At 37.6% G+C, this 23,732-nt stretch carries 25 protein-coding genes and 1 pseudogene; 6 read left to right on the top strand and 20 right to left on the bottom strand.

Annotated elements, in window-relative coordinates:
* The first annotated feature begins 104 nt into the window (after positions 1-104).
* Positions 105-527, top strand: a complete 423-nt coding sequence (locus QH639_RS13970; RefSeq protein ID WP_066037690.1) for a DUF4183 domain-containing protein — start codon at positions 105-107, stop codon at positions 525-527.
* A gap of 24 nt (positions 528-551) precedes the next feature.
* Positions 552-872: a DUF4183 domain-containing protein gene (locus QH639_RS13965; protein WP_048390025.1), complete on the top strand. Its 321-nt coding sequence runs from the start codon at positions 552-554 to the stop codon at positions 870-872.
* 32 nt (positions 873-904) lie between these two features.
* Here QH639_RS13965 and QH639_RS13960 read toward each other — a convergent pair whose 3' ends face one another.
* The 11 genes from QH639_RS13960 to QH639_RS13910 all read right to left on the bottom strand — a co-directional run bounded on the left by QH639_RS13960 (position 905) and on the right by QH639_RS13910 (position 12,907).
* Positions 905-1,639 carry a 5-oxoprolinase subunit PxpA gene (locus tag QH639_RS13960; RefSeq protein WP_131519744.1) on the bottom strand — a complete coding sequence of 245 codons (735 nt, stop codon included), beginning with the start codon at positions 1,637-1,639 and terminating at the stop codon, positions 905-907.
* Positions 1,639-2,502: a 5-oxoprolinase subunit C family protein gene (locus QH639_RS13955; RefSeq protein ID WP_066037688.1), complete on the bottom strand. Its 864-nt coding sequence runs from the start codon at positions 2,500-2,502 to the stop codon at positions 1,639-1,641. The genes QH639_RS13960 and QH639_RS13955 overlap by 1 nt, the downstream gene beginning before the upstream one ends.
* Positions 2,503-2,505: 3 nt before the next feature.
* Positions 2,506-3,201 (bottom strand): 5-oxoprolinase subunit PxpB, encoded by a 696-nt coding sequence (pxpB, locus tag QH639_RS13950; RefSeq protein ID WP_131519743.1) that lies wholly within the window; start codon positions 3,199-3,201, stop codon positions 2,506-2,508.
* Positions 3,185-3,799 (bottom strand): pyroglutamyl-peptidase I, encoded by a 615-nt coding sequence (pcp, locus tag QH639_RS13945; RefSeq protein ID WP_131519742.1) that lies wholly within the window; start codon positions 3,797-3,799, stop codon positions 3,185-3,187. Before pcp ends, pxpB begins: the two co-directional genes overlap by 17 nt.
* Before the next feature lie 5 nt (positions 3,800-3,804).
* Positions 3,805-6,630 carry a M14 family metallopeptidase gene (locus QH639_RS13940; protein WP_131519741.1) on the bottom strand — a complete coding sequence of 942 codons (2,826 nt, stop codon included), beginning with the start codon at positions 6,628-6,630 and terminating at the stop codon, positions 3,805-3,807.
* Positions 6,631-6,638: 8 nt separating this feature from the next.
* On the bottom strand, positions 6,639-7,541 hold the full coding sequence (locus tag QH639_RS13935) for an ABC transporter permease (RefSeq protein WP_016991918.1): 903 nt from the start codon (positions 7,539-7,541) through the stop codon (positions 6,639-6,641).
* Positions 7,541-8,473 carry a nickel ABC transporter permease gene (gene nikB / locus QH639_RS13930; protein WP_066037685.1) on the bottom strand — a complete coding sequence of 311 codons (933 nt, stop codon included), beginning with the start codon at positions 8,471-8,473 and terminating at the stop codon, positions 7,541-7,543. Before nikB ends, QH639_RS13935 begins: the two co-directional genes overlap by 1 nt.
* A gap of 67 nt (positions 8,474-8,540) precedes the next feature.
* Positions 8,541-10,121 (bottom strand): ABC transporter substrate-binding protein, encoded by a 1,581-nt coding sequence (locus QH639_RS13925; RefSeq protein ID WP_066037684.1) that lies wholly within the window; start codon positions 10,119-10,121, stop codon positions 8,541-8,543.
* Between the two features lie 32 nt (positions 10,122-10,153).
* Complete coding sequence (locus tag QH639_RS13920) at positions 10,154-10,945, bottom strand: IclR family transcriptional regulator (protein ID WP_066037683.1); 792 nt, start codon at positions 10,943-10,945, stop codon at positions 10,154-10,156.
* Positions 10,942-11,919: an ABC transporter ATP-binding protein gene (locus QH639_RS13915; RefSeq protein WP_066037682.1), complete on the bottom strand. Its 978-nt coding sequence runs from the start codon at positions 11,917-11,919 to the stop codon at positions 10,942-10,944. The genes QH639_RS13920 and QH639_RS13915 overlap by 4 nt, the downstream gene beginning before the upstream one ends.
* On the bottom strand, positions 11,894-12,907 hold the full coding sequence (locus QH639_RS13910) for an ABC transporter ATP-binding protein (RefSeq protein WP_193767300.1): 1,014 nt from the start codon (positions 12,905-12,907) through the stop codon (positions 11,894-11,896). The genes QH639_RS13915 and QH639_RS13910 overlap by 26 nt, the downstream gene beginning before the upstream one ends.
* 483 nt (positions 12,908-13,390) lie before the next feature.
* On the opposite strand from QH639_RS13910, the gene QH639_RS13905 reads away from it, so the two are divergent.
* The 4 genes from QH639_RS13905 to QH639_RS13890 all read left to right on the top strand — a co-directional run bounded on the left by QH639_RS13905 (position 13,391) and on the right by QH639_RS13890 (position 16,471).
* Positions 13,391-13,852, top strand: a complete 462-nt coding sequence (locus QH639_RS13905; protein WP_004269332.1) for a chemotaxis protein CheX — start codon at positions 13,391-13,393, stop codon at positions 13,850-13,852.
* Positions 13,853-14,184: 332 nt separating this feature from the next.
* Positions 14,185-14,307 carry a hypothetical protein gene (locus QH639_RS13900; protein ID WP_009370491.1) on the top strand — a complete coding sequence of 41 codons (123 nt, stop codon included), beginning with the start codon at positions 14,185-14,187 and terminating at the stop codon, positions 14,305-14,307.
* 24 nt (positions 14,308-14,331) lie between these two features.
* Positions 14,332-14,823: a cupredoxin domain-containing protein gene (locus QH639_RS13895; RefSeq protein WP_004269330.1), complete on the top strand. Its 492-nt coding sequence runs from the start codon at positions 14,332-14,334 to the stop codon at positions 14,821-14,823.
* Positions 14,810-16,471 carry a b(o/a)3-type cytochrome-c oxidase subunit 1 gene (locus tag QH639_RS13890; RefSeq protein WP_066037680.1) on the top strand — a complete coding sequence of 554 codons (1,662 nt, stop codon included), beginning with the start codon at positions 14,810-14,812 and terminating at the stop codon, positions 16,469-16,471. The genes QH639_RS13895 and QH639_RS13890 overlap by 14 nt, the downstream gene beginning before the upstream one ends.
* 174 nt (positions 16,472-16,645) lie before the next feature.
* Here QH639_RS13890 and QH639_RS13885 read toward each other — a convergent pair whose 3' ends face one another.
* From QH639_RS13885 to QH639_RS13845, 9 genes and pseudogenes are all read right to left on the bottom strand, one after another.
* Positions 16,646-16,912 carry a hypothetical protein gene (locus QH639_RS13885; protein WP_066037679.1) on the bottom strand — a complete coding sequence of 89 codons (267 nt, stop codon included), beginning with the start codon at positions 16,910-16,912 and terminating at the stop codon, positions 16,646-16,648.
* A gap of 361 nt (positions 16,913-17,273) precedes the next feature.
* Positions 17,274-18,770 (bottom strand): carboxypeptidase M32, encoded by a 1,497-nt coding sequence (locus QH639_RS13880; protein ID WP_281114683.1) that lies wholly within the window; start codon positions 18,768-18,770, stop codon positions 17,274-17,276.
* A 76-nt stretch (positions 18,771-18,846) separates the two neighbouring features.
* Positions 18,847-19,940, bottom strand: a pseudogene (locus QH639_RS13875) (helix-turn-helix domain-containing protein).
* A gap of 268 nt (positions 19,941-20,208) precedes the next feature.
* Positions 20,209-21,156 (bottom strand): malate dehydrogenase, encoded by a 948-nt coding sequence (gene mdh / locus QH639_RS13870; RefSeq protein ID WP_016991928.1) that lies wholly within the window; start codon positions 21,154-21,156, stop codon positions 20,209-20,211.
* Positions 21,156-21,524 carry a BMC domain-containing protein gene (locus tag QH639_RS13865; RefSeq protein ID WP_016991930.1) on the bottom strand — a complete coding sequence of 123 codons (369 nt, stop codon included), beginning with the start codon at positions 21,522-21,524 and terminating at the stop codon, positions 21,156-21,158. The genes mdh and QH639_RS13865 overlap by 1 nt, the downstream gene beginning before the upstream one ends.
* Positions 21,517-21,801, bottom strand: coding sequence for a EutN/CcmL family microcompartment protein (locus QH639_RS13860; protein WP_004269324.1), 285 nt, complete (start codon positions 21,799-21,801; stop codon positions 21,517-21,519). Before QH639_RS13860 ends, QH639_RS13865 begins: the two co-directional genes overlap by 8 nt.
* Positions 21,802-21,837: 36 nt before the next feature.
* Positions 21,838-22,707, bottom strand: a complete 870-nt coding sequence (locus QH639_RS13855; RefSeq protein WP_009370493.1) for a phosphate propanoyltransferase — start codon at positions 22,705-22,707, stop codon at positions 21,838-21,840.
* Between the two features lie 12 nt (positions 22,708-22,719).
* Entirely contained in the window at positions 22,720-23,310 is a 591-nt protein-coding gene (locus QH639_RS13850; RefSeq protein ID WP_281114682.1) for a phosphate propanoyltransferase, read from the bottom strand.
* A gap of 128 nt (positions 23,311-23,438) precedes the next feature.
* Entirely contained in the window at positions 23,439-23,717 is a 279-nt protein-coding gene (locus tag QH639_RS13845) for a BMC domain-containing protein (protein WP_004269321.1), read from the bottom strand.
* Positions 23,718-23,732 lie beyond the last annotated feature (15 nt).

Genomic DNA, 23,732 nt, shown 5'->3' with positions numbered 1-23,732 from the left:
CAAATGATAGATGGTCAACTAGTTCTTTTTATATTTACTTCATATTTTATAGTAAGCATATTCGGGGCAAAGTTATATTTTTTATGAAGGGAGTGTGATGCCATATGATAAATCCTAAGTCTCATCAAATCATTGAAAAATATTGTTCATGTAACTGTGAGGATCGATTTATCTGGCCCCGTATAAAAGCAACAAACGGAATACCCATGGTTCCTCCTGAAGTAGTCCCTGAAGGTATGATTATACCAACGATCCAGCGATATTTTTATATCGTTACAGCTGATCTTGATCTATCGAATGGGGCAACTCTTCCAGCCAATCTCTTTTGGAATGATGAAGCAAATTCTGTTACTGAGTTTACAATTTTTTCACCTAATGGTTACGTTAACCTTTATATTAATGCAGTAATGCAGGAAGGCGGTATTTATTCGGTAACGCCAGCCTCCCTGACAATCGTACCTTATAATGCGACATTGTATAGAGGAACACCCATTATTATTGAATCGCTAGGCTTTACAACGAAATAAAGGAAATGAAAGGAGGTGAATTGGGTGGCACTTTCCATTATTAATATTCACGTCAATGTAACAGGTAGTTCTACAAGGTTTTTTAACGTCTTAGCTGCACCCCTTGTCATTGCAGATGGCACAACAGTCGCTGCAACAACGTTTTTAAATGATAGCGGTACAGCCGCAACAGCATTCCCAGAAGTCGCAAATGGTTACTATAACTTATATATCAATGGTGTTCTTCAGGAGGGTGGTGCCTATACAGTTTCTACAACTGAAATAACGTTTAATACTGTCACAGGTACACTTTCTGCTGGTACGCCAATTGTGCTCGAAGCTGTGGAGCTAGTGACAACAATCTAAATAAAATGGATGCCTTGTTTAGGGCATCCATTTTATTGTAATTGCTTTCTGAGACCTGCAATTTTTTTGGCGTAATCTATCGCACGTGGGCCATCTCCGTGAATACATAAGGTTTGCACCGCAACTTTAATTTTTTGGGACTCGACCGACAACACTTCATTAGCAGTCAAAATACCTTTTACATGCACTAGCATTTCTTCTTCCGATTGTATTAAGGCATTTGGTTCCTGTCTGTTCACTAATGTGCCATTATCGTTATAGCGTCGATCCGAAAAAACCTCCTCATATACTTGAAGCCCTATGTCTCTAGCAATCTCTACGATGAGGCTACCAGATAAGGCATATAAAATAAGGTGTGGATTAAAATCATACACTGCATGGACTACAGCCAACGCTTTTTCACGGTCGTTCGCGCATTGATTATAAAGTGCGCCATGTGGTTTAACATGATGAAGCGTACCATTTTCAATCTGCACAAATGCTTGTAAGGCACCAATTTGATAAACCATCATATCGTAAATTTCACCTGGGCTACATTCCATGTTACGGCGACCAAACCCCTCTCGATCTGGATAGCCTGGATGCGCACCAATGTGAACGTTTTTACGAATGGCGCTGCGTACAATTTGATGCATAATTGAATGATGACCCGCATGATAGCCGCATGCAATGTTGATGGAAGTTACATAGTCTAATAATTCTTCATCCTTACCCGTGATAAAAGCATCTAAGCTTTCACCTAGATCACAATTGATATCAATTGACATCATGTTTCCTCCAGTACAAAGTGAATTGTGTTAAACATACGCATTTGCGCTACTTTATGTAAATCTTCTTCATGAACTGTTGCAATAATAGGATAGCCTCCTACTGTTTGAGCATCAGCCATTAGGATAATGGGATCACCACTTTGCGGCACTTGGATTGTTCCGAACTGTGTAGCTTCTGACAGAATATCCTTCATTTCCTGAAGTTGTAAGGCAGGTCCTTTTATGTAGTAGCCCATACGATTGCCGCCGATAAATTGAAAAGGATTTTGTAAAAATTGTTGCTGACTCTTTTTTGTAAATAAATGAAAGTGTGGTCCTTTAAACAATCGAACCGTAATAGAACTGTCAAAATGTGGACGATAGGATGGATATAGCCCTCTATTATATTTTAAAGACGATGATACCTGCCCATACAAAATACTTCCTTTTGTAATCCGTGTTCCCAAATTGCCAAGGGGGAGGCAAGATTGGCTACCAAGCTCATCGGTTGTATGAAAACCTCCTAATGGAGTTAAGTAAACAATAGAGCCTTGATGGACACCCTTGATAGATAATCTATCTCCCCTCGTTAAATGGAATGTTTTCCACATTTCGATTGGTACATGATTAACCAAGCATGTACTATGCCCCCCTGTTAATACATAGACACCATCAGCAAGCGCCTCAAATTCAAAACCACCAACAAACATTTCAAAAGACGTTTGATCATGGTGATGATGTAAGATTCTTTGAGCTGCATTAAACGATCGATGATCCATTGGACCAGATAACGGAATACCAAATGCCCGATAGCCGTACCTTCCTTTGTCTTGTAAGCTACCATAAACCCCTTGTTTTGTTACGATCAGAAGTGGCTTCAAACGCTACACTCCTTTGCTTTTCATTTCCCAAAATTGCTGTTTGGTTATTTCATAAAACTGAACTTCATCACCAAGTTCAAATAAAAATGGCTCTTTGCCATGAACATCAAATAAATCCAAAGGTGTTTTCCCTATAATATTCCAGCCACCAGGTGAATCGACAGGATAGATTCCTGTTTGTCCACCCCCAACCCCAACAGAGCTTGCCGATACAGATGCCCTTGGTTTCTGTAAGCGTGGCACAAATAATTTAGAATCAAGCTCGCCTAAGTAAGGAAAGCCAGGTAAAAAGCCGATTAAATACACATAATAGCTTTTGGACATATGCAATGTTTTAATGTCCTCAAAAGGTAAACCTGTGAATTTCATGACGCGCTTTGAATCTAAGGCAAATTCCTCATCATAGCAGACGGGTATTTTTAAAAATCGATTCGTTCCTTTATCAATTGTTGTGGAGGCTTGCATCTCAAGCCACTGCATTTCTAAATGTTCAACATCTATTTTTTGTTTAATATAAGCTGTTACTGTATGGTAGCTTGCAACACTTTCAACTAGGTTATGTCGTAGCTGCAGTTTCAGAAAACGATTAAACGTTTGGACCGCATGAAAGTTTGAGTGGGAGATTTCCTCTTTGAATGCAAAACGAATAGTATGTTGACTAATCCACATTGAATGCGGAAAATCAATGATTGGTTGCACGTGCCGTCTCCTCAATACAAAGCTGTACCGCAGCTACTAAATCTCTAATACTCCAGCCGGGAATTTTGCCATGTTGGATGGCCAGCTCAAATGATGCTGGAATATGAATAAAGCCTGCACGAACCCCTTTATGTTGCTGTGCATAAGCAAGCCCCTCATACATAATGTTATTACACAAGTATGTACCCGCTGTATTGGAGATTTCCGCTGGATATCCTTCAGCCTGCAAACGATTTACCATACTGCGAATCGGTAAGTTTGTTAGATAAGCATCTGCCCCCTCCTCATAGATACGCTCATCAACTGGTGTATAGCCATTATTATCAGGCTCTCCGTCCTTCACATTAATGGCAATGCGCTCTGGTGTTACTTTAAAACGACCTCCTGCTAACCCTAATGAAATGATGATTTGTGGTTTCACTTCTTCTATATGTTGTTTTAATTGCTCCGCTGATTGCTGAAAATCTACAGATAGAATTCGTCCGACGATATCATAGCGATCTATCTTCTTTCCATTTAATGCTTCCACAATTTGCATTGTTGGATTTATTTTATAATCAAGAAATGGCTCAAACCCTGTTACTAATATTTTTGTCATATTTGTCACCTGATTTCTATCGGACGTTTTTTAAAGTAGCGTCCAAATTGTTTAATTTTAGTTACTTTAGTAGAAAGTGCTGCTTCAATAATAGCTTGATTAAATAATTTATGTGCTTCAATACAAGAAGTTAATTCTTCATCGTAAACAATTTCATCAGACACTTCAGAAATGATATCTAAAGCCACCCACTGCGGGTAGCGTAATATACTTACAGATGCGTATGTTGGCGTAACTTCCATACTTCGATAAAAATTTATATTTCCCATTTCTTCAATGGGGTACTTTTGCGGATCCCACTTTGTGCCATATTTATAGTAGCGTTCACGCCAATAAGTATTTTCTTGGGCAAATATTGTACCCTCAAAAATCATATTCACTTTTTCAGCTACTTGTTCTAGATTTGTAGCCTGGACTTCCCTCGTATCATAATCCGCATAACGACCAATTCCGTAGATCTTGGCACTTGGAAGCGTGTAAGAAACAGGGAAAATAGGTGGACATGCATATCCTGCGAATGGTTGAACCCATTCACGAGCAGGGATACCATGATCATCAATCACTATATCAGGTGCCCATTTTTTTAAGATGAGTGGTAAAACATTTGCTTCACCAAATACACTTTCTTGGAATTTGACATAGGCAAACTCTAAACCTACCGCATTAAATCTTGCAGCATGATGTTTCCATTTTGGATGTTCTTTTGTCAAGCTCTCCATTATTTCATAACCATCTGGATTTGATAGCGGAATAATGATTATATTAATCTTTTTTAAGATTTCAGGATGGTGACAAATAATATCTTCCATAAGCTCTAATATTGCAGGTGTACTAGATACTTCGTTTGGATGATGGCCAGCTTCAAAGACAATCGTATGCTTTTCATCCGATTTTTTAAGTCCTGAATAAAAGTCACTAGTAATAGGCTCAGTTACTTCAAAAAATGGAATGACATTCCCTTTGTAAGATATATCCCCATAATTTAGTTTGACCTCAGAATAATTTTGATACCGAGTGGATAGTTGATAAACATTTTTAATATTGTATTTTAAATTATCATTCATTTCCATTACTTTCAGATAATTACCTAAATACATTTCTACTGTTTCAAATTGCCCCTCTTGGTTAAATAAAATTCTTTTTGTAACTGGAACTAAATTGGTTTTTTCATGCCATTTGTATGCGCGTATTACACTTTTAATAGGCTTATAAATATTTTCCTCTATATGAATAAAGGGAATAATACCACCAGGAGCTTGATAAGGTTGATTAACTAATCGGCGACCGAGCTCATTAAAATAATCAAGCGTGTTAAAATAAAGGTCTTCGTATAACGCTTCAAAGGACGAGTTTGCTTCTTGCTTCACGTTTAGTTCTTCTTCAATTCCAGATGAAGTAAAGTCAATTTCGATGCGATCAAATAAAGGGAACAATTGTCCTTGATCACGATTTGTTACATCAATATTTAATTCTCCTACTATCTGAGGAAGTAACTCATTGATATACGTTTTATAGAAACGCTCGCGATCTGACAATATTGCATTTTCTTGAACCAGTTTTCCATCTTCAAATAACCTATATCCAGCTGTAGTTGGATAGACTTTTCTCTGACCATCAACATAATCCAATTCACTAATCAGCGGATTTAATTCAGCAATTAATAGATCATCAACATAGACACTATAGATGTGCTGCTGTGTGCTTGAAAGCTCAAATTGTACATGTTCTTTCGGTATACCATATTGCATTTCAATCAATTCATCCACAGGGTAAAGTTCCATAATCCAGCGATTATGTTGTTCTAACCCATTTTTATTAACCCCATCTTTACATATTATTTTTACTTGTTCAAAATGACCCGAAATAGATGGAAGTACTTCCTCTAATATCCAGTATAACCCTGTTTTAAATGCAGAGCGAACTGTAATTGTTTTTAAATTTGAAAATTTCTTATACAAATCTACACTATATTCATCTCGATTTTTTTTAGAAGCTGTAAGATAGATTTCAGCATCAAGCATTTTATTTGGTTCATCTTGCAAAGCATTTAAAATATACGATGCTTCCGATTCATCTTCCCATGTTGTTTCATACAATAAATCTGCTATATTCACTTGTTTTTCGTTTAGCTCCCAAACACCAAATAAGCCACCTTCAGACACATGCTTTTCTTTTGCTATGGAATGTAGGACAGTCGGTAAGCAATCTTTTGTACCACAAATTTGAATAACGTTTCTAGAACTTAACTCCATTAAATTTGCAGTTCCTTGCTTGATATCAATCGTGAAATGTCGATGTTCTTCTGTAACAACTGGTAAAGAAACAGAGGTAGCATACAGTCCTAAACGTAATGCAAGATAGCAAACTTCTTTTATAATGGCGTTTGACATTATTTCTTGTTGTAAATTAATTTTCACACTTAAATGCTGTTGTGGATGTGCCTCGTCCTTCTCACCAGTTCCATAGGCTGACCACAGATGACTTAAACTTTCATAATAAGAGGATGGAATATCCGTATGGGTTTCGGCCACTCCTTCACTTGCTATCGTACTTAACAACGTTGACAGCGAAGACTCAGTCTCATAATAGAGTGTAAAGATAGACCCATTCTGTGAAATAAATGTACTACTATGTTGTAAAAATTCCATTGAGTACTGCTGATTAGACGCTTGAAATAAATCAAAATCTATTTCATTTGACTCTAAGCCTAACCTCGCACAAAAATTAATCAATCCGATTGGAACAAGATTTTTAGGTAAGTTTATAAATAAAGAAGGTTTTTTTATGGTTTCATTCTTATTAAATAAAATTGAAAATATTTTAGAGTTCACAATATCACCTAAACTTTCATATTTGGATCTAAGCGATCTCGTAGCCAATCTCCTAGTAAATTAAAGCCTAGTACAGTTAACATAATTGCAATACCTGGAAATACGGAAATCCACCAAGCTGACGTCATATAATTCCGACTGTCTGCTAACATTCCGCCCCACGAAGGTACTGTCGGTTCAACACCTAACCCTAAAAATGTTAGTGAAGCCTCTAATAAAATAAACTCTGCGATACACATCGTTGCTAACACTAAAATCGAAGAAGCAACATTTGGTAAAATGTGCTTAAGGATAATTTTAAAATGTGTGCCTCCGATTGCCTTTGCAGCCTGTATATATTCTTGTTCCTTTAGAGCTAAAATCTCCCCTCGAATTAGCCTAGCAAAACTAACCCAATATGTAAGTCCAAGAATAATAATGATTTTTTCAATCCCTGTTCCAAATACACTCATAATGACAATTGCTAGTAAAATAAATGGCAGACCTAATTGAACTTCAGCTAACCTCATAATTAAATCGTCCATCCATTTCCCAAAATACCCTGACACAATTCCAAGAAATGTTCCAAGGACTAACGAAATGAGCACACCACAAATACCTACCAAAAGGGAAATACGAGCACCATATATAATCCTACTGAGTAAATCCCGTCCCACTTGGTCTCCCCCCAGTAAATATTGTGATTTACCAGTATCATCTAACCATTTAGGCAAATCTAGACGATGTCCTAAGCTAGCTGCTCCTGGATCATGTGGAGCAATATAAGGGGCAAATATCGCACATAGAATAGTCGTGACAACTAATAATAGACCGATTATCCCAGTTGGATTATTTTTAATAAACTTTAAAATACTTATTATTCTACTAACCTTTTTTATTTCGACTGTTTCTGCTTCCATTATCTGTGTCATTAATTGTCACCTCTTCCAGTGCGTATTTTTGGGTTAATTAATGAATAACATAAATCAACAATTAGATTGACAGCAATCATGATAAGAGCTAGGAGAATTACCCCACCCTGTACGACTGGATAATCTCGTTGATTAATAGAATCAACAATTAATCTTCCGATTCCTGGCCAAGAAAATACTTGCTCTACAATAACAGCCCCCCCTAAGAGTCCACCGAACTGTAACCCAACAAACGTCACAGTTGGCAATAAGGCATTGCGAAAGGCATGTCGAATAATGACAAGCCATTCTCTAATTCCTTTTGCTCGAGCAGTTGTCACATATTGCATTTTAAGCACTTCAAGCATAGAGGTACGAATTAATCGAACTAAAATACCAGATAAAATCAGACCCAATGCAATGGATGGAAGGATCAATGAGCTAAACCCATCAAAGCCCGATACAGGTAACCATTTTAACTGAACAGCAAAGATCAAGATTAGCATAAACGCTAACCAAAAATTAGGGAAAGAGATACCTAATAAAGAAAAAATACGACCAAAAATATCAATGGACTTGCCTTTATAAACTGCAGATAGGATACCGATAGGAATAGCGATTAACAATGCTACAGTCATCCCCCCTAAAGCAAGTGCTAGTGTTGGCCATGCTCGTTCTAACAACATTTCCAAAACAGGACTATTCGAACGATACGATGTACCAAAATCAAGCGTTACTAAATCTTTCATGAATATGATATATTGCTCCCAAATAGGTTTATCTAAACCCAACTTTGCTGTCAGTTCCTCTACTGCTTGTTGTGAAGGTTCCCCAGCACCGAACATGATGCTTACGGGATCCCCCGTTAAACGAATGGCGAAAAATATAATTAATGAGACAGCTATTATCACCAACACTGTATGCGATATACGTCGTAGTATATAGGAAAGCATAATTCCATCCTCCTAATTTGAAATGAAAGAGATAGTATGACAAGCATACTATCTCATAATTTTTTACTTACTCGACAGTGACACCTTCAAATCTAAAGCGGCCATCATGAGGTGGTTGGAAATCTTTTATTCGTTTATTCACTGCGTATATTTCAACCTCAGAATATAAATTAACTTCTGTAGCATCTTCATATAACACTTCTGTCAGCTCTTTAAAGATTTTTTGACGCTCCTCATTATTAATCGTTGCTCGCTCTGCCGTTAATAATTGTTCAACTTTTTCATTTTTATAGGATGGATTCCAGAATTCCCCTTCGTGATACATTAAATAAGCTGTATTATCAAAATCTAAAGTCCAACCACCCCAGCCATTTTTATACATTTGACCAGCTTTCCCTTGTGGTATTAACTCTGATTGGAATGTAGTATTTTCCACACTATTAATAGAAACTTTTAATCCCACTTCTTGTAAATAAAATGCTACTGCTTGGGCTATTTCTTTAAAAGTTCCATCCGTACCTGGAATAAAGAATTCAAGAGTAGTACCTTCAGGAACCTTAGCTTCGGCAAGTAATTTTTTTGCTTTTTCTGGATCATATGGATATGGCTCTAAATCTTTGTTATAGCCAAAAGATAGATTACTTTGGAACGAACTAATGAGGTTGCCATAGCCACCTAAAATTTCTTTCACTATTGTTTCCTTATCAATGGCATAGTTAATCGCTTGACGAACACGTACATCATCTACAGGCTTTTGTGCTGTATCAAAACGAATTGAATACGCTGTAGGAGTGGACACATCCTTTAATTCAATGAAATCAGTTCCTTCTGCTGTTGCTGCTTGCGAAACCTCTAAACGTGTCATAATATCAATATTTCCTGTTTGTAATTCTGCCAGTGCCGTCGCTGTTTCTGGAATCACTTTAAATGTTACTTTATCTAGTTTAATAGCATCTTTATTCCAATAATCTTCATATCGCTCAATAACTACTTGTTTATCACGTTGATAATCAGTCATTTTAAATGGACCCGTACCAACCGGCTTCATGTCAAAATTCTCTGCACCCTGTTCTTGGATATATTTAGGTGGTACGATGACAGCACCATATCCTGAAAGTTTAGTCAATAATACTGGGTCAATGGCATTTAGGTGCATAGTGACTTCATAGTCACCTGTCACTTCAACATTGTCAATCGACGTATAGTTTGAATATTGCGGTCCTTGTTGACCTTCTTCTCCTAGTAGACGATCAAATGTAAATTTAACTGCTTCCGCATTAAACGGTTCGCCATTATGGAAGGTAACACCTTGTCGTAATTTAAACACAATCGTTTTATCATCTATATATTCCCATGATTCCGCTAACCCTGGTTGAATTTCTAAATCTAAAGAACGACTTACTAATCCTTCAAATATCGATGTTGCTACTGTACTCCAAGCAAGTAAAAATGTATCAATTGGGTCCCAGTTTTGTGGGTCTCCTGCCACACGAATAACTAATTCATTTCCACGTGTTGCTGCTGGATTATCACCAGATGATTTGCTACTATTTTTACTTTCGTCTTTTGATGATGTACCGCCACTACATGCTGTTAAAACAACCATCATACAAACAAGTAATAGCGCAATCCATTTTTGTTTCTTCATACATTGTTCATCCCCTTTTGTATTTGTGCTATCTATACGCCATAAGGATATGGCATCGAATAACCTAGTTCAGCAGATATTGAAGCTGCCGTTTCCCACAGACCTTCTAAAAATGCATTTATTTTTTCTTTTGGTATGAGTGTCTCTATGCCCGCTATACTAATCGAGTATTCTACTTTGCGTTCGCTATTGAAAATCGGTACGGCTATTGATACAGTGCCTTCTTCCAATTCTGACACGCTGTAGGCATAGCCATTTTTTTTTCCAAATTCAATTAGTTCGAATATCTCTTCATCAGTAACAGGTGTTCCACTAGCATATTTTTTACGAGTTTTTTGAAGTACCTCACTAATTTTTTCTTCTGATTGAAAGGATAAAAGTATTCGTGAACAAGCGCCTGCATAAAGAGGTGCTCTTCTCCCCACCCGTGTATATAATAAAACTGGTTTTAAACTTTCGATTTTTTCGATATAAAGACCATCTGTTTCATCCAGTATGCTTAGTTGAACAGCCAAGTCAAACTTCTGTTGCAACATCTTCATATATGGTATAGCCAAAGAACGAATTTCAATTGAATTTGCAGCAATTGCACCTAATTCAATGAGTTTATTCCCAAGTAGATAATGATCACTCAATACTAACTGTCCACCGCTTTGAACGTAAGGACGTTTTAATACGCCTAAATCTGTAAATGTTTTTAAAAACCTATGTAAAGTCGGTTTAGGAATATCTGTTTCGATCGCTAGCTCGTCTAACCGCCAAGAAGGTTTTTCTTCAGTAAATAACGTTAAAATATTAATACCTTTTTCCAATGTTTTGCTCATGTTAATCGCTCCATTTGCTCTTCATAAAGTAAACAGGAAACTTCATGCTTATCGCCAATTTTTTTTAATTTTGGAGGTGTCACTTTACATATTTCCATGCAGTTTGGGCATCGTGTATGGAATGTACAGCCCGATGGTGGATTAGCAGGATTGGGAACATCTCCACTTAGCACAATTCGCTCCTTTATTTTTGAAGGATGAGATTTTGGTAATGCCGATAGTAAAGCTTTTGTGTATGGATGTTTAGGATTATTAAATAATTCGTGTTTATCTGCCATTTCCACTAACTTACCTAAGTACATTACCCCTATGCGGTCACAAAAATGATGCACTACACTTAAATCATGTGATATGAAAATGTAGGTAAGGTTCATTTCCTTTTTTAAATCTTTCATAATATTTAATACTTGAGATTGAATGGAAACATCCAGAGCAGATACTGGTTCATCTGCAACAATCAATTTTGGATTGGACACTAATGCTCTAGCAATTCCAATCCGTTGTCTTTGACCACCCGAAAATTCATGTGGAAAACGTTCTAACTGCTTTTGTGTAAGTCCAACCTGTTTGGCTACTTCATAAACGCGTTGTTTTCTCTCTTCCTTTGTACCTATTCCAAAATTCACCAAAGGTTCTTCGATTATTTTAAACACCTTCATACGAGGATTAAGGGAAGAAAAAGGATCTTGAAAGATGATTTGCATATCACGGCGCTTTTGACGTACCTCTTTTGGGCTAAGAGTGGCAATATTTTCTCCATTCAGTAAAATTTCACCCTCAGTAGGTGTTAGAAGTTGAATTAATGTTTTACCCATAGTGGACTTCCCGCACCCAGACTCTCCGACAATTCCTAAAACCTCACCCTCATTTACAAAAAATGAAACATCATCTACTGCTTTTAAATGACCTGAACGTGATCCTTTAACTGAAAAATATTTCTTTAAATGTTTAACTTCTAACAATGGACTGCCCATTGACAATTCCCCCTCCTACTTCGTTCTCTTCGTACAGCCAACATCTAACTTTGGTACCCATAGAGGTTGTATATAGATCAGGCTTCTTTTTACATTGATCTGTTGCAAATTCGCAGCGATCGAAAAATCTACAACCTGAAGGCATATCGGATGGTGATGGCACCACCCCTTCAATTGATGGAAGGTACTCTTGTTCTGATTCAATGTCAGGCAATGAATTTAATAACCCCTTTGTATATGGATGCAGCGGATAATTAAACAAATCTAGCACTGTTGCCTCTTCAACAATTTCACCAGCATACATCACAATTACTTTCTCACATATTTCTGCTACTACACCAAGATCATGGGTAATTAAAATGATGGACATATTTAATTTTTCTTGTATGTCTCTCATTAAATCTAAAATCTGAGCCTGGATTGTCACATCTAATGCTGTAGTAGGCTCATCTGCAATTAATATTTCTGGTCCACAAGCCAATGCCATGGCGATCATAACCCTTTGTCGCATTCCTCCTGATAATTGATGAGGATATTCATTTACTACTTTATCTGGTCGAGGAATACCTACGAGACGAAGCATATCAACGGCACGTTCATGAGCTTCTTTCCTTGAAATTTTTTCATGACTATGAATCATTTCCATAATTTGTGAACCAACCTTATATACTGGATTGAGCGAACTCATTGGTTCTTGAAAAATCATAGAAATTTTTTTCCCACGAATCTTTCGCCATTCCTTATTCGATTTTTTATTAATTTGTTTTTGATCTATGTAAACTTCTCCACCTTGCCAGTTAACCCCAGCAGGTAACAATCCCATAAGTGAAAGTGATGTCATGCTTTTTCCACACCCTGATTCCCCTACAATCCCCAAAGTTTTTCCTTTTTCAAGTTGAAATGATACTCCATTCACAATGGCAATATCTTTTTTATTTTGTTGAATACCTATTTTCAAATCGCTTACTTCTAAAATATTCAAACTCATTTCCCCCTCCGTTCCAAAATATGAAACGCGATTCCATTTTTTAAAATCTTAACAGAAAAAACTTAGTTATTTCAATAGTTTTCAGAAAAAAATAAAAATTCCTCTTAATTAAATTATTCTGAAAGAATATTTAATCTAGCGCTGCATTCCTAGAAATACAAAAAAACATGGTCCGAATATTCGGACCATGCCTAAACATGTTTATCAAGTATTAGCTCTTATTTCAAATGTGCAGTTGCCTGGTTCATGACGTATTTTCCAACTCCAATATAGATCACTACAGCTGCTCCAATTAATACGAAAGTCATTGCGAACCGCTCCTTCTTAGTTATTTTTCGTTAAGTTTTCAGACGTTTACATTGAATTTGAAAATCATTCTCATTAATATATTATAAATTTCATGTGAATTCGTCAAGACATACTTTCATCTTACCCTTTTTACATGGTAAGATGTAGAAAAGTCGGAAAAAGGATGCGGTAATGATGAGTAATTCGAAGTACTTTCAAACTATTTTAAACGGGACAATTCACGCTTTAAAAACCATTCTTCCTATGGATATAGAAGTAAAGTCGCCTAGTATTATTTCTGAACCCTTTCAACAGCAACAAATGGGCGTATTAATTGGCTTAATCGGAGATTTAAAGGGACGCGTCATCATTGACTCCTCTCCCGAAGTGTTCAGCGGGATCGGTAGTACCATGTTTGGTATGCCGCTTGAAGGAGAAATGCTAGAATCTTTTACAGGGGAATTTGGTAACATGATTGCAGGAAATTTATGTACAGCTGTTGGGCAAGAAAGCTTAGAAATTGATATCACTCCGCCAACGGTGATGGTGGGCAATACAAAATTATATGGCTTTGAAAAGGCATTTGCACTCCCAGTTTCGGTCCCAAGCGTCGGTGCCCTAACAGTTCTATTAACAATTGAAGAAGAAGCGGAATAGCGCTTAGTAGGTTTTAGTCTGTTACAAATAAGACATTATATGCAAGACATTCAGCATTTATTTGTAAGATTTGCCGTTCGCTCAAAAGGAATAAGAAGGACTGTTCTCCTTCCTTAAAATCTACTATTTTTATTAAAAAAAGTTTATTATAATCATTAAACAAGCCATCTCAATGACTTTTGAGATGGCTTGTTTTTTTTCTCTCTTAAATTCTTCACACTTTTTTCACATAATTCCCCTAGAAGTGTGATTTTTTTCACATCAAAATGTAGGGGATTTTTATATGATGACAGTAAGAAACACAACAATAAAAAAGCGTAGGAGGAGCAAAAATGGCAAATAAAAAGAAGTCAGATGAAAATTTAAAAGGTTCACTCTATGCAGTTTTTGGAGTAGGTATTATCATCATTTTACTTTGGGTGTACTGCTTCGATTTGTTCATTGGACGGTTTTAATCTACGAAGAAGGGACAGAAATATATGCACATACATAAGTATGAGAAATACTGGCTTGTGTTTGGAGTTACCACTTTAGTGGCATTCCTGATCATTCTCGGTATCGGAGCATTTCATCAAGGCTCCCATCCAAACAATGGTAAAAAAACACTAGATTACGAGAAAGTGAAAGAGACAGCGCCTTTTGATAATCCAGGTGTCCATAAGGTTGAAGGTAAAGATTGGGATTACGAAGTGGTAGTAGTTGCTTCTGCATTCAATTATAATCCTCCACAAATTGAGGTTCCACTTGGTGCGAAAGTGAAATTTATCGCGACAAGCGAGGATGTTATGCATGGTTTTGAGGTTGCAGGTACGAATATCAATATGATGCTTGAGCCTGGCTATATTTCGGAATATGTAACAGAAGTCAATAAGGTCGGCGAGTTTTTAATCGTATGTAATGAGTATTGTGGTACAGGACATACGATGATGCACTCTATGCTAAAGGTGGTGGATTCAAATGAGTCACACTAATTCAATGACAAAAGTGGATCGTCGAGATGCAAAGCTAGCAATGGCACACATTTACGTGGCATTTATCGCATTGTTATTAGGTGGTCTTGCAGGTTTATTACAGGTTTTTGTACGTTCTGGTCAATTTACTTTACCAGCAGGCATTGGTTATTATCAAGTATTAACAGTTCATGGTGTATTACTCGGTCTTATATTAACTACATTCTTTATTTACGGCTTCCAAATTGCAAGTGTAAGTCGAACTTCTGGTACATTCACTGATACTCAGAGAAGACTTGGCTGGATTGGTTTCTGGTTAATGACGATCGGTACAGCTGCTGCCGCAACGATGGTGTTATTGAATAAAGCAACTGTTCTTTATACATTCTATGCACCATTAAAGGCACATTGGATTTTCTATTTAGGTCTTACATTAGTCGTAGTTGGTTCTTGGGTTGGTGGAGCAGGTCAAATTTTACGCTATGTCCAATGGCGCAAAGAAAATAAAGCGAGTGGACAACGCAGCCCGTTACTATCATTTATGGTAGTTGTTAATAATTTAATGTGGTTCGTGGCAACGCTTGGTGTTGCAGCTTCAGTTTTAATTCAATTGTTACCATGGTCCTTAGGTTTAATTGAACGTGTCGATGTGGCATTATCACGTACCCTTTTCTGGTATTTTGGTCATGCACTTGTATACTTCTGGTTATTACCTGCCTATATGGTTTGGTACGTGATTATTCCAAAAGTAATTGGCGGAAAAATTTTCTCCGATTCTTTAGCAAGACTTTCGTTTATGCTGTTCTTACTCTTCTCTATTCCTGTTGGGATTCACCATCAGTTAACAGAGCCTGGTATTGATGGTACATGGAAGTTCATTCAAGTTGTTTTAACATTTGCTGTAATCGTGCCTTCTCTCATGACAGCCTTCTCGATGTTTGCAATGTTCGAGTTACGTGGACGTGAATTAGGTGGCAAAGGACTATTTGGTTGGTTTAAAAAATTACCTTGGAAGGATGCTCGTTTCTTCGTACCATTTATCGGTATGGTGTCATTTATTCCAGGTGGTGCTGGCGGTATTGTCAATGCCTCTTATCAAATGAACCAATTAATTCATAATACCATTTGGGTTACAGGGCATTTCCATTTAACGATTGCAACAGCTGTTGTGTTAACTTACTTCGGTGCGGCGTTCTGGTTAATTCCACATTTAACAGGTCGTACACTTTCGAAGTCTTTAAATAATCTTAGTAATTTCGCTGGTATCTTATGGGCTACTGGTATGACGATTATGTCTTCTGCAATGCATATTGCTGGTCTGTTCGGCGCACCTCGTCGTTCAGATTACTCCGAATATGGTGGCGCTCAGCAGGCTTATGATTGGATTCCTTATCAAATCGCGCAAGCTGTGGGGGGAACAATCCTCTTTATCGCCATCCTAGTGATCATTTATATCGTCGTGAAATTAGCTTGGTTCGCACCTAAAGGTGACGAAGAATTCCCTGTAGGTGATGTACATGAGCTTAGCGGTCCAACACCAGCTATTTTAGAAAACTTTAAAATCTGGCTTGTTATTTTAGTAGCCTTAATTTTATTCGCTTACACAGTACCAATTATCGATATTATTTCAAACTCACCAGCCGGCTCTAAAGGCTATCAATTGTGGTAAGCATCCAAACGCATCTTCCTATAAAAAAGCGATTTCTCTGTAACGAGAAATCGCTTTTTTCACTTTATAATCAAAGCTTGTTCTTATTGAATGGCATCGATTAAATTTCTAAAGTTCGATAATTTTTGAAACTCTTGTTTTACAAAGCACCTCGTTAACTCAATTAGTAATACATTATTTAACCAACGTTTGAAGACTTATTAACACGGGGGCATACACAATTAGTGGAATAAGCAAAATGACTGCACCAATTTTTCTATTCCCCTTTTGTAATAATAAAATAGTAGTCAAGAAAAATAATGGATAAATAATAAATGTAATTATTAATACACCATCAACTACTTGATATAATTTTCCTGTAAATGCACTTATGAATGGAATTGAAATCCATTCTAGTACGCAAAATGCAATAACCAATATCCACAACCATTTAAGTGTCATCATAATCACCCCTAAATTTTTGATTGGTCAAAAAAGTAAAAACTATATACGGTTCATCATACATAAGCTACACAAGTAAATATTTACTCAACAATCTGGCCAGATTGTTTAACACCATAGTTCACTTTAAAAATGACGCTTTATAATGTTGCACATTATATAAAAAATATTGATGTAACATGAAATGTAGCTTACTTTAAATCTTGACTTGTAATTTTAGTAGCCTTATTATATTCGCTTACACCATTCCAATCTTCGAAATTATTTCAAATTCACCAGGGGGCTCAAAGGCTTTAAGCTTTGGTAAGAATATTTTCAAAGCAACAAGCGATTTCTCATGTTAGAGAAATCGCTTGTTTTTCTATAGCTGATATAGTTTTGTATATTTTTCTTGTAAATAGTCTGCTAAATACTTAGCATTTAAGCCTTCCCCTGTCGCTTCTTTCAGCAATTCAAATGGCTTTTTCAATGCTCCATACTGATGAACTTTATCAGTTAGCCACTCTCGAATTGGCAGTAGCTCTCCCTTTTCTAGTAGCTCATCAAAGTTTGGAATATCCTTGTCCATCGCATGCTTCCACTGTGCTGCATAAATCATCCCCAATGCATAGGATGGGAAATAGCCAAACATACCACCTGACCAATGCATATCTTGTAGAACACCTTGTGCATCAGTCTCAGGGCGAATGCCTAAATACTCCTCATATTTATCATTCCATACTTGCGGCAGATCTTTCGCTTGTAAATCCCCATTGAATAAGTCACGTTCAATTTCATAGCGAATCATGATATGTAGTGGATATGTTAGTTCGTCCGCTTCAATACGAATGAAAGATGGTTCAACCATATTAATAGCACGTAAGAAATCAGCTAATGCCACATCTCCAAACTGTGCAGGTGAAAAATGCTGAAGACGTCCGTAGTTATGCTCCCAGAACTTTTCATTTCTGCCGACAAAGTTTTCATAAAATAATGATTGTGATTCATGAATCCCCATCGATGTACCAGTCGCTAATGGCAGTCCTGCAAGCTTCTCATCAATATTTTGCTCATACATCGCATGACCGCACTCATGAATTGTGCCAAAAATAGCTGAACGGAAATCATTTTCATCATATTTCGTCGTAATACGCGCATCACCATAGTTTAAGCCAATCATGAATGGATGGACACTTTCATCCAAGCGACCAGCATCGAAGTCATAGCCGAGCTGAGCAAGCAATTCTAACGATAATTCACGCTGTGCCTCACGCGGGAAATGCTTAAATAACATGGTAGTATAGGGTTTATTCGATGAATGAGCAATTTTTTGAACAAGCGTCACAATAGACTCTCGTAATTCACCAAATACTTGATCTACGACATCTGTTGTCATATCTGGCTCGTATAAATCTAGTAATGTGTTGTATGGAGATCCATTTTTAATGCCCCAATATTGAATGAATTTTTTCTGCCATTGTATGATTTCTTCGAGGTATGGTAGGAATAGAGCAAAATTATTCGTCGCCTTCGCTTCTTCCCAAGCCGTTTCTGCCTTCGATTGAAGAATGACGAATTCTTTATATTCATTCGCAGGAATTTTTTTATTTTGATCGTAATTCTTTCTTACTTCTTCTACTAAACGTAGTGTTACATAGTCAAGATCAGCTTTTTGTGCCTCTAATGCTGCTAAAAGCTCTCCTAGTTCTTCACTCGTCTGCATATCAAATAAGGAGGCTGATAATGTACCAATTACCTCAGAACGTTGTGCTAACCCCTTTTTCGGTGCACCCGTCCGCATATCCCAATAAATCACATTGAGCGCTTCCTCATAATGCTGCATTTTCTTCACATAGTCTGTAAATTGTTGAACAGTCATGCATTCATCCTCCTTTTCACGTTATAAGTTTATCATATTTTCGAAAATTTTGTATATTGCGGACTTTCTAGGATAATTATTCAGAATATTCCTTTTTTATCTTCTCTATTATTTTGATGTATTGTCTATCCCCGAATCCATAGTGTGGAAATAGGGAAAACAATTGCTTTAACAGGTCATTTTGAGATAGATTGAGGTGTTTTTTTATATACGTAGTGATCTCATTCTCTTCAATTAAATAGCTGAAAAATAATTGAATGCCCTGATACATGACAGGTATAAGCGTTGTCTTGGGTAGACGATGGTGCATTAAGACCTCTTGATAGACCTCCCCATACGGTCCAAGTTCTATCTCTGTTTCTTCCACATCATAGGTCATTTCCTTGACCATATAATAATAGACTTTGCCTTGATACCTTTGTTGCTCTAGGAAAGCAAGGACGGTCAATAAATTCATCTGACAATACATATCATCTCCAAACCATAAAACAATACATTTATAGTCATTTGTTAACAATGGCTTCAACGGCTTCAATGTCACCTGCTCATATTGCTGTAAAGACACCTCATGCCCTATAGCACGCAGTTTATTAAATTCTTCACTGAAAATCGGACTAATCGTTGGATTCGTACACATCGCTTCATTGAAAGGAACGTAATCACTGTTGCCCATTAATTGTTGTTTTGCGAACTCCTCATACATCATTTGACCATTTAATACATTCAATAGCTCTTGATCGTAATGCACATTCATCTTCTCTTGTAATGCTTCAATTTTTAATTTCTGAGAAATATCCATCGTCAACCATCCTCCATCATCCTGTAATCTCAACTTTACAAAGGTTTGTAAAGGTTGAGGAGACTTTCTGTAATCATTCGGACTTATACCAAAATACCTTTTAAAAGCTCTAGAAAAGGATTCCTGCGATGAAAAGCCGTAGTGAAAGGCGATGTCGATTATTTTCTTTTGGGGATCTTTTAATGCAATAGTAGAAAGATAAATTTTACGTAGTGATCTATATTTTTTAATCGTCATCCCTGTCGTCTGATGGAATTTAAAAGAACAGTAATAAGGAGAATAACTATATCCTTTCCTAATTGCTCTAATGAAAATCCTTCTAATAGATGAAGCTCAATCCAATCAATCATCTCCTGTACAATGTTGTTCATCCACATCCCTCCTAATTTCATTATAGTAGAGGCGATAATTTTTTTTATGATATAAGTTGTGAATAAAAAAACTGCAGCAAACTTTACAGAGTCTGCTACAGTTTCTGCTCCCATAACTAGAGGAGAGCTTTCTATATAATTGGGGATTTATACTAGCCTTCAAGTCATGTTCGGTTTCCAATCAAACATTTTTTGAGCTATCATGAAGTTTTATTGGAAAGAAAGTTGGGGATCCTTTCGATCCATTGAAAAATAGAGTCTGTTTACTCTATTCAATGTTTTGGCAAATAGCAATTACCTGTTTCACAGCCTCTGCAGAGTGCTGAAGGGCTGTTTGTTCTTCATTTGTTAGGTGCAATTCGATGACAGATTCGATGCCATTGCCACCTAAAATAGTTGGTACCCCTAAAAAGAGATCGTGGTACCCATATTCTCCTTCTAATAGGGCAATAGAAGGGATAATTTTTCGTTGATCTTTGATAATAATTTCAACCATTTGGGCACACGCTGCGGCTGGTGCATAGTAGGCACTACCATTACCTAGTAAGCCAACAATTTCACCACCGCCTTTACGCGTACGCTCCACGATTTGCTGTAGTCGTTCCTGAGGAATTAGTTTCTCTAATGGAATGCCGCCTGCATAGGAATAACGGATTAATGGAACCATTTCATCGCCATGTCCTCCTAGGACGAAGCCTGATACATCCTCTGGTGCAATGTGAAGCTCCTGCGCCACAAACGTGTTGAAGCGAGCTGTATCTAACACACCAGATTGACCGATGATACGATTTTTGGCAAAGCCTGTTTCCTTATGACACACATACGTCATGGCATCAACAGGATTACTCAACACAACAACAATACTATTTGGAGCATAGTGTTTAATTTGTCTTGAAACCTGTTGAATAATTTTAGCATTTGTTGTGACTAAGTCATCCCGACTCATTCCTGGTTTACGTGGAATACCTGCTGTAATGACAACAATATCCGCGCCAGCGATATCTTCATATTGACTCGTGCCTTTAATGGACACATTGAATTTTTCGATGGGACCTGTTTGTAGCAAATCCAAAGCTTTCCCTTTTGTCGGGTTCTCGGCCTCTGGAATATCAACAAGCACTACATCGCCTAATTCTTTCTGTGCTAAAAATAAACTCAGTGTGGAACCAGTGTGGCCTGCTCCAATAACAGCGATTTTATTTTTACGAAATGCCATTATGCCTCACCTCGATTATCTGTCGCCGATGTTGTTTCTGTTGTTTTTTTAGCACGGGTTGCTGCTGGTGCAGAGACAGCCTTTTTCTTTGGTGCCTCTGGTCCTTTAATCATTTTAAAGACATCTTCATCAGGTCTCGGAATGACGTGAGCGCCTAATAATTCACCAACACGCATAGCTGCTGCTTTTCCAGCCTCTACTGCAGCTTGTACAGAACCTACGTCACCCTTCACGACAATCGTCACGATGCCACCATCCACAAATTCTTGTTTGACGATTGTGACATCGGACGCTTTAATCATCGCATCAGCGGCTTCATAAGAACCAACTAATCCTTTTGTTTCGATCATTCCAATTGCGCTACTCATTGTCCTCACCTCTCATTACTTCTGTAGAATCAATAATACCAATGACAACTGCATCAATCGGTAACGGATTATCTTTCATAATATAGCGAGATGACCCACCACTTGTAATCAGGACATCATCACCAATACCCGCTCCTATACGATCAGCTGCAACCATTTCTGTGCGAATCGGCTGTTGATTGGAATCAATGGGTTGAATGATTAGTAGCTTTAAACCATTCAGTCCCTCTTCCTTGCGTGTTGCCCATACACTGCCTATCACTCTTCCCATTTGCATGAACTTCACCCTCTTTATGCGACACAGATTGTCTTACTACTCTGAACGAATCGTTAATGTTTTATTTAACTCTCGTAGCTTATCATAAGCCAATGCTGTCACAATGGTTTTCTTTGGAACGACAATTTCTTGTGCATCGATATCGAGCACTTCTATTTGTGAAAGTAGCTTTTTGTCATAATGATAGACGGATGGTTGCTCTACTTTCTGTACGACTGGCGACTGCTCTTTCACAGTGATCATAGGTTCACTTACTTGATGATGCACGATTTCTGCAAGCGTTCCTTGCTGAATTAACCCTGCATTTGCTTCATCTGTATCAATATGCATTTCTAAGCGATAACGCTCTGAAACACGGATAACCACATTCGATAAAATAATCGGGCGAATACCTTCTACCTTAATTTGGACGGATTGCCCATCTACGACTTGGAATCTTGCACTATCCGCTGGGGACATATGAATATGTGCCTGTGCAATAATGAGTCCTTCATTTAACACAACACTCCCCTTTGGACCAATCAATGTAACAGGACTGGAACCTTGAATATCACCAGATATTCTTAATGGTGGCTTCAGACCCAATTTCATAGCATCTGTCCAGCTTACTTCCACTTGCGATAAGGAACGAGCGGGGCCAAGAATACGTACTCGTTCAATTGACCCTTTTGGACCTGCAATTACTACAGTTTCCTCCGCAGCGAATTGTCCTGGCTGTGAAAGCTCAAATTTCGGTGTGAGCTGATAATTTTCACCAAAGAGCTGTTCAACTTCTGCTTGTGCAAGATGGACATGACGGGCAGATACACCAATCGGAATTTTACCGTCATGTGGAGGGGAAGATTGATTTTTTAAGACTTGTTGCAGAACTTCTTCCACAATTTTTTGTACTAAATTTTCTTGCATCTTGCCTCCTCCTTACGATGATACTTTTATTAATTTACCCTGTGCCTGCTGTTCGATAAAACCAGCATTTGCTTCATCCGTATCAATGTGCATTTCCAGACTAAAATCATTGGAAACACGGACAACGACACCTCGGAAAGTGACAGGTCGATCACTTACAACTTCTACTGAAACTAATTCATTATTGCGTACTTCCAATGCTTTGGCATCTTCCTCAGTCATATGAATATGCGCTTGCGCAATGATGACTCCCTGCTCGATCTCTATTTCTTTGTCTTGAGAAAGTATTTTAATACCCGCAGAATTGTCAATATCACCTGATTGACGTAAAGGTGGTGTCACTCCTAGCTTCATGGCATCAGTGCGGCTTACCTCTACTTGGGTTGCTGGTCTTACAGGTCCAAGGACACGGACATTATGAATAACGCCTTTAGGTCCCTCAATAGAGACGCGCTCTTTTGCAGCAAATTGCCCTGGCTGTGATAAGTCGAAATCTTTCGTTAGGGTTGCATTTGGACCAAAAAGTGCTTGTAAATCCGCTTCACTTAGATGGATATGACGAGCCGAAATGGCCACTGGAAAAGTTTTTGTTGCTGTTGTCATGTTAGCCACCTCTTTATTTTGTTGATTATTTTATCAGGACAAGGTGAGAGCTGTTCTAGAGTTAGATCCAGCTCTCTTCTATAAATGGTAGTTATTTTTCCATCTATAGCGTTTGAAAGAACATGAAATTATGCTTCTGCTTTTGGTAAAATCATTTCTAATTCGTGGTGTGGACGTGGAATTACATGGACAGATAATAGCTCTCCTACACGTTGTGCTGCTGCTGCCCCTGCATCTGTTGCTGCTTTTACTGCACCTACATCACCACGTACAAGAACTGTTACGATCCCGCCACCTACATGTACTTTGCCTACTAAATTAACGCTTGCTGCCTTTACCATTGCGTCTGCTGCTTCAATTGCTCCTACTAAACCTTTTGTTTCTACCATTCCTAATGCTGTACTCATTTGTCATTCCTCCAA

This window comes from Lysinibacillus sp. 1 U-2021, assembly GCF_029916965.1.
Taxonomy (GTDB): domain Bacteria; phylum Bacillota; class Bacilli; order Bacillales_A; family Planococcaceae; genus Lysinibacillus; species Lysinibacillus capsici.
The sequence above is the reverse complement of the archived record's forward strand: the minus strand, read 5'-3'. Positions and strand labels throughout refer to the sequence as shown.